The sequence below is a fragment of the Pedobacter sp. AK013 genome (assembly GCF_014205835.1).
Classification (GTDB): Bacteria; Bacteroidota; Bacteroidia; order Sphingobacteriales; family Sphingobacteriaceae; genus Pedobacter.
This window is the reverse complement of the sequence record NZ_JACHCQ010000003.1, coordinates 1-14,285: the sequence shown is the minus strand read 5'-3', so window position 1 is coordinate 14,285 and position 14,285 is coordinate 1. Positions and strand designations below refer to the sequence as shown.

The 14,285-nt window shown below is 36.1% G+C and carries 17 protein-coding genes; 15 read left to right on the top strand and 2 right to left on the bottom strand.

Going from position 1 to position 14,285, the window contains the following annotated elements; genetic code table 11:
• Positions 1-45 precede the first annotated feature (45 nt).
• From hemB to HDC90_RS02635, 13 genes are all read left to right on the top strand, one after another.
• Complete coding sequence (gene hemB, locus HDC90_RS02695) at positions 46-1,014, top strand: porphobilinogen synthase (RefSeq protein WP_184463642.1); 969 nt, start codon at positions 46-48, stop codon at positions 1,012-1,014.
• A 95-nt stretch (positions 1,015-1,109) separates the two neighbouring features.
• Positions 1,110-2,480: a glutamate-1-semialdehyde 2,1-aminomutase gene (gene hemL, locus HDC90_RS02690; protein ID WP_184463640.1), complete on the top strand. Its 1,371-nt coding sequence runs from the start codon at positions 1,110-1,112 to the stop codon at positions 2,478-2,480.
• 81 nt (positions 2,481-2,561) lie between these two features.
• On the top strand, positions 2,562-3,428 hold the full coding sequence (locus tag HDC90_RS02685) for a sensor histidine kinase KdpD (protein WP_184463638.1): 867 nt from the start codon (positions 2,562-2,564) through the stop codon (positions 3,426-3,428).
• An 8-nt stretch (positions 3,429-3,436) separates the two neighbouring features.
• Positions 3,437-4,141 (top strand): response regulator transcription factor, encoded by a 705-nt coding sequence (locus HDC90_RS02680; protein WP_025146905.1) that lies wholly within the window; start codon positions 3,437-3,439, stop codon positions 4,139-4,141.
• A complete protein-coding gene (locus HDC90_RS02675) occupies positions 4,141-4,656 on the top strand; it encodes a hypothetical protein (protein WP_184463636.1) in 516 nt (171 codons plus the stop codon). The genes HDC90_RS02680 and HDC90_RS02675 overlap by 1 nt, the downstream gene beginning before the upstream one ends.
• A gap of 194 nt (positions 4,657-4,850) precedes the next feature.
• Positions 4,851-5,876 carry a uroporphyrinogen decarboxylase gene (gene hemE / locus HDC90_RS02670; protein WP_184463634.1) on the top strand — a complete coding sequence of 342 codons (1,026 nt, stop codon included), beginning with the start codon at positions 4,851-4,853 and terminating at the stop codon, positions 5,874-5,876.
• Between the two features lie 54 nt (positions 5,877-5,930).
• Positions 5,931-6,164, top strand: a complete 234-nt coding sequence (locus HDC90_RS02665) for a hypothetical protein (protein ID WP_184463632.1) — start codon at positions 5,931-5,933, stop codon at positions 6,162-6,164.
• A 2-nt stretch (positions 6,165-6,166) separates the two neighbouring features.
• Positions 6,167-6,910, top strand: coding sequence for a hypothetical protein (locus HDC90_RS02660; protein ID WP_184463630.1), 744 nt, complete (start codon positions 6,167-6,169; stop codon positions 6,908-6,910).
• A complete protein-coding gene (locus tag HDC90_RS02655) occupies positions 6,910-7,464 on the top strand; it encodes a CopD family protein (protein ID WP_184463629.1) in 555 nt (184 codons plus the stop codon). The genes HDC90_RS02660 and HDC90_RS02655 overlap by 1 nt, the downstream gene beginning before the upstream one ends.
• Positions 7,465-7,647: 183 nt before the next feature.
• Positions 7,648-8,805 (top strand): hypothetical protein, encoded by a 1,158-nt coding sequence (locus HDC90_RS02650; RefSeq protein WP_184463627.1) that lies wholly within the window; start codon positions 7,648-7,650, stop codon positions 8,803-8,805.
• A gap of 346 nt (positions 8,806-9,151) precedes the next feature.
• Positions 9,152-9,721 carry an RNA polymerase sigma factor gene (locus HDC90_RS02645; RefSeq protein WP_025146912.1) on the top strand — a complete coding sequence of 190 codons (570 nt, stop codon included), beginning with the start codon at positions 9,152-9,154 and terminating at the stop codon, positions 9,719-9,721.
• Positions 9,702-10,451, top strand: coding sequence for a hypothetical protein (locus tag HDC90_RS02640; RefSeq protein ID WP_184463626.1), 750 nt, complete (start codon positions 9,702-9,704; stop codon positions 10,449-10,451). Before HDC90_RS02645 ends, HDC90_RS02640 begins: the two co-directional genes overlap by 20 nt.
• 104 nt (positions 10,452-10,555) lie before the next feature.
• Positions 10,556-11,341: an outer membrane beta-barrel protein gene (locus HDC90_RS02635; RefSeq protein WP_184463624.1), complete on the top strand. Its 786-nt coding sequence runs from the start codon at positions 10,556-10,558 to the stop codon at positions 11,339-11,341.
• Positions 11,342-11,593: 252 nt separating this feature from the next.
• On the opposite strand, the gene HDC90_RS02630 is transcribed toward HDC90_RS02635, so the two are convergent.
• On the bottom strand, positions 11,594-11,758 hold the full coding sequence (locus HDC90_RS02630) for a DUF6364 family protein (protein ID WP_184463623.1): 165 nt from the start codon (positions 11,756-11,758) through the stop codon (positions 11,594-11,596).
• Positions 11,759-11,890: 132 nt separating this feature from the next.
• Here HDC90_RS02630 and HDC90_RS02625 point away from each other — a divergent pair, with 132 nt between their 5' ends.
• Positions 11,891-12,883, top strand: coding sequence for an ABC transporter ATP-binding protein (locus tag HDC90_RS02625; RefSeq protein WP_184463621.1), 993 nt, complete (start codon positions 11,891-11,893; stop codon positions 12,881-12,883).
• Between the two features lie 172 nt (positions 12,884-13,055).
• Here HDC90_RS02625 and HDC90_RS02620 read toward each other — a convergent pair whose 3' ends face one another.
• Complete coding sequence (locus tag HDC90_RS02620; RefSeq protein WP_184463619.1) at positions 13,056-13,469, bottom strand: hypothetical protein; 414 nt, start codon at positions 13,467-13,469, stop codon at positions 13,056-13,058.
• Between the two features lie 134 nt (positions 13,470-13,603).
• Here HDC90_RS02620 and HDC90_RS02615 point away from each other — a divergent pair, with 134 nt between their 5' ends.
• The gene (locus HDC90_RS02615) at positions 13,604-14,164 is read left to right on the top strand and encodes a DUF4230 domain-containing protein (protein WP_184463617.1); all 561 of its coding nucleotides are present in this window, start codon (positions 13,604-13,606) and stop codon (positions 14,162-14,164) included.
• Positions 14,165-14,285: the final 121 nt, after the last annotated feature.

Here is a 14,285-nt window from a genome sequence, read left to right as displayed (position 1 = left end):
AAACAAATAGCTAGCGTTAACGCTTGATACTAAATAGAATAAAATATGTTAAATCGTCCGCGTAGATTACGGAAAAACCCGTTGGTGAGAGAGATGGTAGCCGAAACACGGTTATCGAAAGATATGTTTGTGTACCCTTATTTTGTAGTGCCGGGCAGTAATGTTACCCATACCATTGATGCCATGCCAGGCGTAAACCATTATTCGGTTGATGCCTTGGTAAAAGATGTGGAGCTTGGAATGAAAAAAGGGCTGAACAAGGTTATGCTTTTTGGTGTAGGTGATGAAAAATCGGAAGATGCTAAATCTGCTTATCACAATCATTCCTTAGTGCCAACTGCGGTACGCGAGTTAAAAAAACAATTCGGAGATGATTTATATGTAATTACCGATGTTTGCGTTTGCTCTTATACCACGCATGGCCATTGCGGTATTTTAGAAAACGATTATGTTCAAAATGATAAAACAGTTGAAGTAATTGCTAAAATGGCTTTAACACATGCTGAAGCTGGTGCTGATATGTTAGCGCCATCAGATATGATGGATGGCAGGATTGAAGTCATACGTAATCTCTTAGATGAAAATGGTTTCATCAATGCAGCCATTATGAGCCATGCCACAAAATTTGCTTCGGCTTATTACGGCCCATTTAGAGAAGCAGCAGACTGTGCACCAAGTAAAGGTGATAGAAAAGCGTATCAGATGGACTTCAGAAACCCATTAGAGGCCTTGCGCGAGGCAGCTTTAGATGAACAGGAAGGCGCTGATGTTTTAATGGTGAAACCAGGTTTGGCCTATTTGGATATTATCCAAAGGTTAAAACAGGATAGCAATTTGCCAATTGCGGTTTACAATGTATCTGGCGAATACTCCATGGTAAAAGCAGCTGCCGAACGCGGTTGGATTGACGAACAAAAAGTAGTAATGGAAACGATGCATGCCTTCGCACGTGCAGGTGCAAGTATTATTACCACTTACCATATAAAAGATATTTTAAATAACAACTGGATTTAGATAAGCTGAAAGCTTAAAGCAAAAAAACAAAGTGATGATGTATACACTTTATTCTTCGCTTTAAGCTTTATTCTTTCAGCTTTTAGCTTAAAAAAATGTTAGATTCATTAAAGAAAATGTTTTCAGGCAACGAAGCCGATATTCCGGTAAATACAGGTAGTAAACCTGATATTTCGAGGGTAAAATCTGCCGAACTGTACGAGAAATCAAAAACGTATTTCCCTGGTGGGGTAAACTCACCTGTTAGGGCTTTTAAATCTGTTTACGGTACACCACTTTTTATCGAAAAAGGTGATGGCTGTTATATATGGGATGCAGATGGAAATCAGTTTATCGATTTTTGTGGTAGCTGGGGGCCATTAATTTTAGGACATAACAATCCAAAAATCCGCGAAAAAGTTACCGAGGTAATGCAAAACGGAATGAGTTTTGGCGCGCCAACGGCTTTGGAAAATGAATTGGCAGAGCTGATTATCAAAAACAACCGTTTTGTGGAGAAAATCCGTTTTACGAGCTCTGGTACTGAAGCCGTAATGTCGGCGATACGTTTGGCAAGAGGTTTTACCGGTCGTGATAAAATTTTAAAGTTCGAAGGCTGTTACCATGGCCATAGCGATTCGCTTTTGGTTAAAGCAGGTTCTGGTTTGGTTACTTTTGGCGAAACTTCTTCTGCAGGTGTACCAAAATCTTTTGCCGAAGAAACCATTGTTGTTCCTTTAAATGACAAAACAGCTATCGAACAAGCTTTTGCCCAGTTTAAAAATCAGATTGCTGCAGTAATTATAGAAGGCATTCCGGCAAATAATGGATTGATTATGCAAGATGAAGAGTATATCCATTTCTTGCGTAAAATCTGTACTGATAACGGTTCCCTTTTAATTTTTGATGAAGTTATTACTGGTTTCAGGGTAGGTTTTGAAGGGGCGGCTGCACATTATGGCATTACACCAGATATTGTTACTTATGGCAAAATCATAGGCGGTGGATTACCTGTTGGGATGTATGGCGCACGTGCTGAAATTATGGCGCATATCTCCCCTGATGGTGGTGTTTATCAGGCTGGTACCTTATCTGGAAATCCGGTGGCCATGGCAGCGGGTATTGCAACTTTGACCGAATTGAATAAATCTGGTTTTTATAAGGATCTGAATAATAAAGCGCAAGAATTTGTGGCCAGCATTCAACGTTTTGCAACCGCACGTAACTATAAATTTAAGGTATTTACCATTGGTTCTATTTTCTGGTTTGCTTTTACCGATAAAGATAAAATCCAATCTGCTGATGATATTGATGCCAGCAGCATGGAGAAATTCAAAATTATGCACCGGGAGTTATTGAATAGAGGAATTTATTTGGGGCCATCGGGATATGAGGTTGGTTTCGTATCTTCAGCACATACTAAGATTGAATTAGAGAAAGCGAAACGCGCTATTTTTGAAGCATTGGATTTAGTATTTAAGAAGTAAGACTTTTTTAAGCAAGGATGAAAAAAAACAATCTGTGAAATCCAAAAAACTGTGTAATCAATCCGAAGGAAAAATCGACGAATGAAGAAATCTATCATCATATTTTACGCATTATTGCTTTACGCACTCATTCAACTCGTTTCGTGGGGAACATTGGTGGTGCGTTTGCAGCCGAGCCGCATGACGATGATTATGGGCGAAGGTTCAGTATTTTTGTTTTTGCTCTGTATCGGTGGGTATTTCCTTCACCAATCGTTAAAACGTGAAGATAAGTTAAGAGAGCAACAGCAGAATTTCCTAATGTCGATTACACACGAGCTGAAATCGCCTTTGGCGGCAATAAAACTTTCTATTCAAACCATTGTTAAGCGGGATCTGGATAAGGCACGCCAAACTTCATTATTAAACAATTCATTAAAAGACATTGAACGTTTGGATGATCTGGTCGAAAATATGTTGCTGGCCACCAAGATCGAAAACCGTTCGTATACTTTTCCGAAAGAAGAATTTAATTTTTCAGAATTAGTATATAAAATTACCGATAGGCTACAAGTTCATTCCTGCGGCTGCGAGCAGATCATAAATGCTAAAATTCAGCCAAATTTGCAGATAGTAGGTGACAAATTTGCCTTATCGTCAGTAGTAACGAATTTAATTGAGAATGCAGTGAAGTATTCGAACCCATGTGATGAGATAAATGTGCATTTAAACAAGGTAGATGGGCATATTCAATTAAGTGTGATGGATCAGGGGCCAGGTATTTCAGATGCCGAAAAAATGTTGATATTTGATAAGTTTTACCGCGTTGGTAACGAGAATGTCAGAAAAGCGAAAGGAACAGGTTTAGGCTTGTTTATTGTGAAAGAGGTTTTACAATACCATGATGCAGATATTACAGTAAAAGACAATTTGCCTCAAGGAAGTATTTTTGAAGTAACATTTAGTTAATCTCAATTATGTCACAAAAATTAAGAATTCTATTGGTAGAAGACGAGGATCACTTGTTAGACGCTATCAAATTAAACCTTGAACTTGAGGGTTATAAAGTTCACGCCGTTAAAGACGGTAAAACCGCTCTTAAAATTTTTAAAGAAGAACGCTTTAATCTAATTATTTTAGATGTAATGTTGCCTGAGATGGATGGTTTCCAGGTTTGCGAAACAATTCGTTTAGAGAATGCAGAAGTTCCGATTATGTTTTTAACAGCTAAAAACACTTCAGAAGACCGTGTTTTAGGTTTGAAAAAAGGAGCTGACGATTATTTGGTTAAACCATTCAACTTGGAAGAATTAATTCTTCGTGTTGGTATTTTGGTTAAACGCAGTTTAAAATCTGATGATTTAAAAGAATTGAATTCTTACAAAATCGGTGATAAAACAATCTATTTTAACTCTTTCGAACTGAAACATGATGATGGTACCATCACACCGTTAACTAAAAAGGAAACGATGTTGTTGAAACTGTTGATCGAGCGTAAAAATGATGCCGTTTCAAGAGAGCAGATTTTAGAAACTGTTTGGAATTATGATGTTTACCCGTCAACCAGAACAATAGATAACTTTATTTTAACGTTCCGTAAGTATTTCGAGCCAGATCAAAAAAATCCAGTTTATTTCCACTCTATCCGTGGTGTAGGCTATAAATTTACCGATAGTCATTAATGTACAATAATAAGGGCAGATATGCTTTAATGGCAGTTTTTGCGCTTGCTGCATTGGTTTGTGTATTTTATAGTCAATACCAGCTAGCGGCTGTTTCAGGACTATTGTTTGCCTTTGTTGTTTGGAGCCATTTTAAGCACAGTTCGGTGTTAATGGCATCGAAGCATTTCAAGAATAATGAATTCGGCAAAACCAAAGCCTTATTGGCTGAGGTGGTTAAGCCGGAGCGCTTGGCTAAAAGCCGCAGAGGTTACTACGAATTCATGCAGGGCAATATAGCTTTGAAAGAAGAAGACTATGATAAAGCTGAATATCACTTTCAGTTGGCAAGCCGCTTTCCGGTAGGAGGTAAGAATGAAAAATCTTATGTGCTGATCCATTTGGCTAATCTGGCTTTGCGGAAGAAAGACAGGGAAAGAGCAGAAGCTTATACCAAATTGGCCAAAGAGCTTGCAGAAACGCAACGATCGAAAGACATTATTGTGAAAATAGAAAAGGAAATTGGCAAGATATAATACAACTATTGTCATTTTGAACAAACGAAGCACCAGTTTTTGATAAAAAGGTACTTCGTTTTTTTTTTATTTATACCTTTGCGCAATTAAAATTTTTATCCATACGTCATCCTGAATTCAGTTCAGGAGCTAACTAGATAGAAAGATGCTGAAATAAATTCAGCATGACGATAAATGGAATATTACTACAAATCATGAAGAATAACTTATTTTTAGACGCAGCATTTTCAAAACAAACCGAACGCCCACCAGTATGGATGATGCGTCAGGCAGGCCGTTTTATGCCACAATATTGGGAAATTAAAAACAAATACTCTTTTTTAGAGATGTGTAAAACTCCAGAAATTGCGGCTGATGTGACCATGTTACCTGTTGATTTGTTGGATATTGATGCGGCGATTTTATTCTGTGATATTTTGGTAACCGGAGAGGCTATGGGTGGCGATTTAAGCTTCACTCAAGGTGTTGGTCCTAAATTTGCAAATCCTGTACGTAATGCTAAAGACATCGAAAACCTAAATGTTGATTGTTTGGATGAATTGCAATATGTTGCTGATGCGATTAAAGTGATTCAACAACGATTGGATAACAAAATTCCATTAATCGGTTTTGCAGGTGCGCCATTTACCGTAATGAGTTATTTAATAGAAGGAGGTTCTTCTAAAGATTTTAAATTAACCAAGCTCTTTATACACAACCAACCAGAATTAGCACACAAACTTTTGGCTAAAATTGCAAAAGTAACAGCAGATTATCTGAACCTTCAGATCGCTGCAGGTGTTAATGCTGTTCAAATTTTCGACAGTTGGGCGCTGGCTTTATCGTGGAATGATTACCAAGAGTTTTCGCACCGTTATATACAGGAAATTATTGCCAACTTAAACAGAAAAGATATTCCGGTGATTTCTTTCTGTAAAGGAAGTTCTGTTTTTGCACCGATTATGGCAGAAGCAAAGCCAGATGTAATTTCGGTTGATTGGAATGCTGATTTATTGAACATTAAAAATGCTTTGCCAAAAGGTATTGCCGTACAGGGTAATTTAGATCCACATATTTTATATGCCGATAAAGCAGTAATTAAAGCGCAGATCCATAAGTTATTCGAACGCATGCGCGGTACTGAAGGATTTATCTTTAACTTAGGTCATGGTATTATGCCAGATATTCCTTTCGATAATGTGAAGTATGCTATTGAGGTAGTGAAGGAATTTAGGTATTAATGGCCTAAAATTCTACTCATTTTGCTTATATTAGTTTAAATTATATTATCATCCATGACAGTTAAATCATTAAGTGACGAAGATAAATTACCAATAAAAGAGGTAATTAGTGCCATAAATAAAACGATGGATGATGTTCTTCGCGTGGTTGATGCTATGGATTTGGGAAGAACGGAGGTGAAGGCTGATGGTGTTTACAGAACTTATAACAATGGAGATACTGTAAAAATTTCTTCTGGAAATTTTGCTAAAAAAAGAGTTGCTAAAAAAAGGATTAAACTTTTTTAATCATGGCCACTAAGCCTAAGTTAAGAATTTTTGCAGGACCAAATGGTTCTGGAAAAACAACGATTTATTATTCAATTAAACCAATCTATTTCTCTACTAAACTTTTTGTAAATGCTGATAATTTAGAATCAGACTTTAAGAGAAATAATTTTTTAAACCTTTCCGACTTCGATATTAATTGTACTCAATCCGAATTTGAAAAATTCAATGTAACAAATGGCTTATATACTAAAGCTGGCTTTTCAATAGAAAATTGGAATTTAGTTGTAAAAGAGAATGTTATTGTAAAGGGAGAGCATAATTTTCATGATTATAACTCCTATCATTTTGCAATAATAGCTGACTTTATTCGTCATAAATTAATTGAATCCAAGAAATCATTTTCTTTTGAAACAGTTTTTTCTCATCCATCGAAGTTAGAATTAATCGAATTTGCTCATCAAAATGACTATAAGGTTTATTTATATTTTATTGGAACAGAAACACCAATAATAAACTTAGAACGAGTAAAAGATAGGGTAAAAAAAGGTGGCCATGTTGTTGGTGAAGACAAGATTGAGAAGCGCTATTTTCTTACAATGGATTTACTTATAGATATGTTAAAAGAAGTTGATGAAACTTATCTTTGGGATAATTCAGAAGGTAAACATATGTATGTTGGAAATATTAAAAACGGAATTTTAAATCTTGAGTTTTTGAATATTCCGAATTGGATAGAGACCTATATTTTGAATAAAATAAAATAATGATAGAAACCTTATTGCCATATTATCATTACTTCCTTGCTGTACATATCGTATTTGTAATTAGCTGGATGGCTGGTTTATTCTATATTTTAAGTCTTTTTATCTACCATACAGAAGCAAACGATAAACCAGAGCCCGAAAAAAGTATTCTTCAGAAACAGTTTGTTAAAATGGAGGGTACTTTATGGAAAATTATTGCTACCCCGGCAATGATCATTTCTGTTTTGGCGGGTGTATCTATGTTAACCTTAAATTCGGGCTTGCTTCAAGCCGATTGGATGTGGGTAAAGCTCGGTTTTGTTGTTGGTTTACTCATTTATCATTTCATCTGTCAAAATATTGTTAAACAGCTTAAAAACAACCAATACAGGCTAAGTAGCTTTCAGCTGAGGTTATGGCGGGAGCTGGCCACTATTTTTATGATTGCTATTGTATTTGTTGTAATCTTAAAAAGTGCAATCAACTGGATTTATGGTTTAATTGGTATAATGGGCATTGCACTGGCGATTATGATTGCAGTTAAATTATATAAGAATTATCGATTGAAGAAATAAGGGGTAATTGGTATTGAGTAATAAGTATCAAAACAAATCCTTCAAAACTTTTATCTTAATACTTAATACTCGATACTTGAATAAAACTTTGTTTACTTTGCGTAAACTTCTTTGTACTTGATACCTGTTACTTGATATTTTAATAAAAAACTATTCTAAATTTGGGCGATAAAATCCAAGCCTATGTCTACAAATACAGGTCTGAAAAAGGCCTTACTCTTAATACCATTTCTTTTTAGTACTTATTTCGCTTCGGCTCAGTTTAATCAATTGGCTTTTGAAAATCGGATCCGTCCTGATAGTAGCTTAACCAATGAGGTGCACTTTAATTTTTACAATTTAAACTACGTCCGCAATTATGAATACACCAACGATTTTCATGATGGTTATACTTATTATGGAACGCAGTTGCAGCCGCAAATCGTTTACTACGCGCATCCAAATCTGGCCGTCACTGCTGGTGCATTTATTAGAAAGGATTTTGGACGAAACGGGATTTCGGATGCGAAACCATTGTTCAGCGTAAAATACCATAAAAGAAACCTTACGCTAATTTTTGGAAGTTTAGAAGGCAATATTCAGCATAAATATATTGAACCTTTATACGATTTCGAAAGAATTCTAACCACGCCGATTGAATACGGAACACAGTTATTGGTTGAACGTAAGAAATTTACTTTAGATGCCTGGATTGCCTGGCAAAAAATGATCTATAAGGGTGATCCGACCAAAGAAGAAATTATAGGCGGATTATCTACGGAGAGTTTTTTAATCAAAAATGATGACTGGAAATTGAGCATTCCTGCACAGTTTTTGGCTTTTCATCAAGGTGGGCAGATTGATGTTCTGAAAGAAATCCCGATTACCACCATGTTTAACGGTGCAACGGGTATTAAGTTGCATAAAGATATTAACAGCAATATTAAACAGGTATATACTGATAACTATATCGCTGTTTACAAAGATTTTTCTCCTGATAAAAGAAGGGCCTACCAAGGTGGTTTTAGTTTATGGTTAAATGCAGGTGTAGAAAGTAAATGGGGAAGTTTGGTGGCCTCTTATTGGAAAGGTAATAACTTTATTTCGATTAAGGGCATGCCATTATACGAATCGGTTTCTGATAATTTATATAGCCCAGGCTTGAAGCAAAGCGCCAGAAACATTGTTTCGCTGCGTTATGCGTACCAAAAAGAGTTAATTCCACATTTATACCTTGATGTACGTTTCGAGCCACATATCGATTTAGATCATACTGATAAACAACTTCAGTTTAACCACTCATTTTTCTTGACCTATAAACAGGATTTTAAATTGTTTAAGGTGAAAAAGGACGGAAGGTAAAAGATAGGAAGGCTGAGGGTGATACGATTTCAAACCTCGTAGGTTTCAAAACCTACGAGGTTTCTTGTTTCTAAGCATTTCTCTCGGTTTTTAAACCCGATAGCAGCGAAAACACGATGGTGAGGAACGAACCGAGGCTTTGGAGCGAATAGCGGGACTGCTGCTCCCGACGAAATACTGCATGTTCATTTTCAAATAAAAAATCTATATCTTTCTTGAAATTTATTTAAACTATATCTTATTGATAATCAGTTGTTGTTGAGCTGATTTTAACTTTATTTAACTTTTTTTCTCACCCCATGCAACCATTGTTTGTAATCTGCCATCTTCTATATACAAACACACAATGAAATTGACGCGAAGCTATACGATAAACGATTTGATGGAAGGCTGCAAAGCTGGCGACCGGAAGATGCAAGAGTTGCTTTACAAGCAAACGGCATCCAAGATGTTGGCCGTTTGTATGCGCTACGCCAAAGATAGGATGGAGGCAGAAGATGTGCTGCAGATGGGATACATTAAAATTTTTCAGAAAATAAAAGAGTATAGGGGTGATGGTTCTTTTGAAGGCTGGATTAGAAGGGTTATGGTGAATACTGCAATTGAAAGTTACCGTAAAAATTTACGCAGCTTAAATGTGGTAGAAATAGACGAAGCTTACGAGCAACCATCAACCGGATTTGATTTTGGCACTTTAGGGATGCAGGATCTGATGAAGGTGATACAAAAATTGGCAGATGGTTACCGCATGGTTTTTAACATGTATGTAATAGAAGGCTACTCACACAAAGAAATTGGTGAAACGCTTGGTATCTCAGAAGGGGCGAGTAAATCGCAACTATCGAGAGCAAGGGCAATATTAAAAGAAGAAATTATAAAAATGGAGGGATTTGGTTATGCAACCTATACAGGATAAGGATTTTGATCAGTTGTTTAAGGATGCTTTTGCAGATGCTGAAGTAACGCCATCAAGGGATTTATGGAGCGATATAGAAAGCGAGATAATGCCGAAGAAAAAAAGAACTTTACCAATTTATTGGTTATCGGCTGCAGCGGTTCTACTCATCGCTACAATTGGGATTTTGCTTTATCAACAACAAAATACAAGCAGTGAGTATAAACAATTGGCAAGTAATACCATTGAAAAAACTAAACCTGAGGTACAGGAACCTGTTGCTAAAGATACCTCACCTGTAGTAGTTGAAAATATTGCACCGGTTTTGCCAGCGCTAACTAAAGCGGCAAGCACTATTGTCAAAACAAAGGTTAAAAAGGAAGTGAAACCTATTACATTAAAAGAAAAACAAAGTATAATTACTGTACCTGAGGTGCTAAAACAGGAAACAGTTATAGCCAAAGTTGAGGAACCTAAAAAAGATATCAATACGAAAATTGAAGAGGCGATTCAACCCAAAGCGGAAACTGTAATCGTTGCTAATGCTACAGCAGTAAAACCAGATGAGCCTGTAAACGATAACGAGCAGAGCAGTAAAGGCATCCGTAATGTTGGCGATGTGGTAAACCTCATTGTTAATAAAATGGACAAAAGAAAAGATAAACTGATCCAGTTCCGTACGGATGATGATGATTCTTCTCTGGCATCGATCAATATCGGTCCTTTTAAAATAGGTAAACGTAAGAAATAACAGTTCTCAGTTCATAGTTTTCAATTGGCAATTATCAGTTAGCGGTACTCAACATTCAAACCTTTCAACTTTACAACATTTAACAATATAAAACACACGCATATATGAAACGTCTAATTTATACAACACTTTTGGTAAGCGGGCTTGCCGGTGTTATGGCTCCAGGTGCTTTTGCTCAACAAGATAGTACCAAAAAGAAAATGGATTATAGTGAAGGACATGGCATTATCATTAGGACAAAGCCTGCAGATTCAGTAAAAAAAGGCCGCTTTGTAGGTGGAATTACTTTTACCAGGGTTGATTGGGGTTTCTCCAGGTTAATTGATAACGGCAGCTTCAATTTATCACCAAATAACGATTTCTTGGATTATAAAGGTGGTAAAACCAGCACATTCTCTTTTGATGTTTTACAGTTTGGCTACCGTTTTAACTCTAATTTTAAAGTTTATGTAGCAGGAGGATTCGACTGGACCTTAATCCGTTTAAGAAAAGATATTACCATTGCTAAAAACTCAAATGAATTTGTTTACACTGATCAGTCACCCATACATTTCTCTAAAAACCGTTTCTCGAGCAGTTATGTACATATTCCATTAAATTTCGAATTCCGTACCAGCGAGAACAAAAACAGCAAAAGATTTTACTTGGTTTTAGGGCCAGAGGTTAGCTTTTTGTTAAACGGAAAAATTAAACAGGTAAGCGAAGAGCGTGGTAAAGAAAAACAATATGATAGTTATCACTTTCAATCGGTTCGTTATGGCGGTACTATAAGGTTTGGTTACGGCGGTATCGGTTTGTTTACTAAATATTACTTTAACGATATGTTTACCACTTCTCAGCAAGCTGGTTTAAAGAATATGAGCTTCGGGGTTACTTTCGGATTAAACTAAAACACAGCAACACACAAATAAGACAGATCCTGTTTCGGTTAGGCGAGATAGGATTTTTTGGTATAAGCTTAAATTCAGTAATTATTTGTTAAAAGTGTTTTAAAAACGTCTAATCCAGATTGATTCCTTATACTGATCCAATAGCTATCGGATTTATTTCAACATCTTTTTAGCATGAAAGACCCTGAAATAAATTCAGGGTGACGATCGTGTTAGAAAAAGAGGGAAAAAACTGATCGAAATACATAAGTATTAATCGAATTCAGGTTCTAAAGTTTTGGTAAGATTATTCTCATCGATTAAAGATTTTAAGCAATTCTCTATAAATTCATCCAAACTTATACCTTGCTCTTGCGCATAAATTTTGGCCTGCTCTATAACAGCATCATCAAGTGTTAGTGTGATTTTAGCTTTCATGTCTTTGTATTTTGTTGATTTAAAGATAAATACAGTTTCGCTGAATTTCTAAATAAAATATTAACAATTACACCGGGTTTAACCTTATACCTTCCACCTTAAAACCCTCCACCTTTTTATTATCTTTACCACGTGAGCAATATTCTAATCAGCGTTAAAAATTTAACCAAACAATATCAGGCAGAACAGGCCGGTGGAATTAAAAATGTAAGTTTCGACATTAAAAGAGGCGATGTGGTGGCTATTATTGGCGAGAGCGGTAGCGGAAAATCGACTTTGCTTAAATCCATTTACGGATTGCTGAAAACCGATGAGGGCGAAATCTTTTTTGGAGATGAAAGGGTTAAAGGACCCGATGAACAACTCATCCCCGGGCACAAACAAATGAAAATGGTTACGCAGGATTTTTCATTAAATATTTATGCGAAGGTTTATGATAATATTGCTTCACAGCTATCAAATACCGACCTTAAAACCAAAGCCGAAAAAACGCTTCAAATTATGGAGCACCTTCGGATTTTACCACTTCAAAATAAAAAGATTATTGAACTGAGTGGGGGCGAGCAGCAGCGTGTGGCCATCGCCAAAGCAATGGTTTCGGACACACAGGTTTTGCTTTTAGATGAACCTTTTAGTCAGGTTGATGCCTTACTTAAGAATCAACTGCGCGCTGATATTAAACGAGTGGCCTCCGAAACTGGCGTAACAGTTATTTTAGTTTCGCATGATCCTGCTGATGGTTTATTCTTAGCAGACCAGTTATTGATTTTGAAGAATGGCGAACTTTTACAAACAGGAAAACCATCCGAAATTTACCAACATCCTAAACACATTTATACTGCGCAGATTTTGGGTAATGCTGTGGTTTTAACACAAAATGATGCTCAAAAAATCGGTTTAAAGACAGAAAAAGAATTCGTCGTTTTTTACCCTGAATGGGCCGAGATTAGTAACAACTGGAGCAGCAGACGCTTTGAAGTGAAAGATGTATACTATAAAGGTTTTTATGAGGAATTACTTTTGGAAAGAAATGGGGTGAATATCCGTGCCTTACAGCTAAACAGGGGGGCGCATAAAAAAAACGACCATGTTCAATTGAACATTGGTCGTTTTTTAGAGTTTTAATTGTAGTTGTAACTTTCTGTTAATTTCCTAGAAGTTATAATTATACTTGTAACTTTTAGAATACAATACATTTTATTTGAGACTTTTAATGTGGGAATAATAGAACATAAAAAAACGACCACGTTCAGTTGAACATTGGTCGTTTTTTAGAGTTTTAAAGACCTTTTAAAATTTAATTTCCAGCATAATCAGACGGAATGATCACAACTTTTACTAAAGTGTTATAGTTGGGAGGCACCGTAGCTGTTAAGTTATTAGTGTCTTGAACATCAAACCTCAAACCGCCATTAGAAATTTTATAGCTAAAAGCATTGTAATTGAATGTGTAAGGTAATTGAATATCACCATTTGGATCACTTGGGTGCTCAAAATAGACTAGAACGCCTTCGTCATCTAATGTTACGCCATCAATAGCGGCTAAAGGCTTACTTACAGAATAACTTCCATTGGCGTTACGCACCCATTCATTTGAGTTAATCGTGAAATTATAAGTTTTAGCTCTTAATTCTTGGTAAATAGTTTCTTTTTTGCAGGAAGCCAGACCTAGTGTGGCAATGCAAAGCATTAAGATGGTAAATTTTTTCATATTGATTAGTTTTTATTTGTGTGTGATATTGCTATTACAAATCTGCTGCCAAAAAAATATAATCGAAGATTTGTGGATTAATTATTGTACAACAGATTAAATACACAAATGTTCACAGCCAAGTTTTTATCGATATGAAGCTCTTTTTTCGCCTCTTCCCCTGGTTAATTTTAGTTGTTGCAGGATATTTATTTATCTCTAAAAAATTTAGTATCAATACCTCCGTAGAAAGCAAACACCAGCTTTTAGTCGAAAAAATTGAGGCTATTGGTAAATTAGAGCTGGTGAGGTATCAGATCAGTGATGTTTTAGAGCATAAAAATAAAACAGATTTTTTGCCCGAGGCTAGTGTTTTGTTGATTGTTAAGGCTGAAGCGGTAGGTTGTATCGACTTAACAAAAATTACCCGTGAAGATATTGATATTGATGCGGACACTGCTGTAGTAAATTTGCCACAGCCTGAAATTTGCTACGTAAAAATAGACCATAAAAACTCTCGTGTTTACGATACAAAAATGGCTTTCTTTCGTGAAGCTGATCTGGTAGATGAAGCGTATAAAGCAGCCGAAAGGCAAATTACTGCTGAAGTTAAAAAATCGACCATTTTAACGCAGACGAAAACTAATGCTACAACCGTGCTTAAGCCAATTATTGAAGGATTGGGTTATAAGAATGTGAGGTTTACCTTTGAGTAATTAGTTTGTCGTCATGCTGAATTTATTTCACTGTTGTCCGGAGAAATATTTTTTTGTTTATAAAAAAGGGTAGCTTTAAGTCTACCCTTTGTAGTGTTATATTTGAGTTACCACACCTAAA

Bases quoted from the DNA above. Each gene is read 5' to 3' on its own strand.
- HDC90_RS02620 (WP_184463619.1), bottom strand. From the start codon at position 13,469: ATGAAAAAATTTACCATCTTAATGCTTTGCATTGCCACACTAGGTCTG.
- HDC90_RS02630 (WP_184463623.1), bottom strand. From the start codon at position 11,758: ATGAAAGCTAAAATCACACTAACACTTGATGATGCTGTTATAGAGCAG.
- HDC90_RS02615 (WP_184463617.1), top strand. From the start codon at position 13,604: ATGAAGCTCTTTTTTCGCCTCTTCCCCTGGTTAATTTTAGTTGTTGCA.
- HDC90_RS02660 (WP_184463630.1), top strand. From the start codon at position 6,167: ATGGCCACTAAGCCTAAGTTAAGAATTTTTGCAGGACCAAATGGTTCT.
- HDC90_RS02640 (WP_184463626.1), top strand. From the start codon at position 9,702: ATGCAACCTATACAGGATAAGGATTTTGATCAGTTGTTTAAGGATGCT.
- HDC90_RS02650 (WP_184463627.1), top strand. From the start codon at position 7,648: ATGTCTACAAATACAGGTCTGAAAAAGGCCTTACTCTTAATACCATTT.
- hemE (WP_184463634.1), top strand. From the start codon at position 4,851: ATGAAGAATAACTTATTTTTAGACGCAGCATTTTCAAAACAAACCGAA.
- HDC90_RS02685 (WP_184463638.1), top strand. From the start codon at position 2,562: ATGAAGAAATCTATCATCATATTTTACGCATTATTGCTTTACGCACTC.
- HDC90_RS02675 (WP_184463636.1), top strand. From the start codon at position 4,141: ATGTACAATAATAAGGGCAGATATGCTTTAATGGCAGTTTTTGCGCTT.
- hemB (WP_184463642.1), top strand. From the start codon at position 46: ATGTTAAATCGTCCGCGTAGATTACGGAAAAACCCGTTGGTGAGAGAG.
- HDC90_RS02635 (WP_184463624.1), top strand. From the start codon at position 10,556: ATGAAACGTCTAATTTATACAACACTTTTGGTAAGCGGGCTTGCCGGT.
- HDC90_RS02645 (WP_025146912.1), top strand. From the start codon at position 9,152: ATGAAATTGACGCGAAGCTATACGATAAACGATTTGATGGAAGGCTGC.
- HDC90_RS02665 (WP_184463632.1), top strand. From the start codon at position 5,931: ATGACAGTTAAATCATTAAGTGACGAAGATAAATTACCAATAAAAGAG.
- HDC90_RS02680 (WP_025146905.1), top strand. From the start codon at position 3,437: ATGTCACAAAAATTAAGAATTCTATTGGTAGAAGACGAGGATCACTTG.
- hemL (WP_184463640.1), top strand. From the start codon at position 1,110: ATGTTAGATTCATTAAAGAAAATGTTTTCAGGCAACGAAGCCGATATT.
- HDC90_RS02655 (WP_184463629.1), top strand. From the start codon at position 6,910: ATGATAGAAACCTTATTGCCATATTATCATTACTTCCTTGCTGTACAT.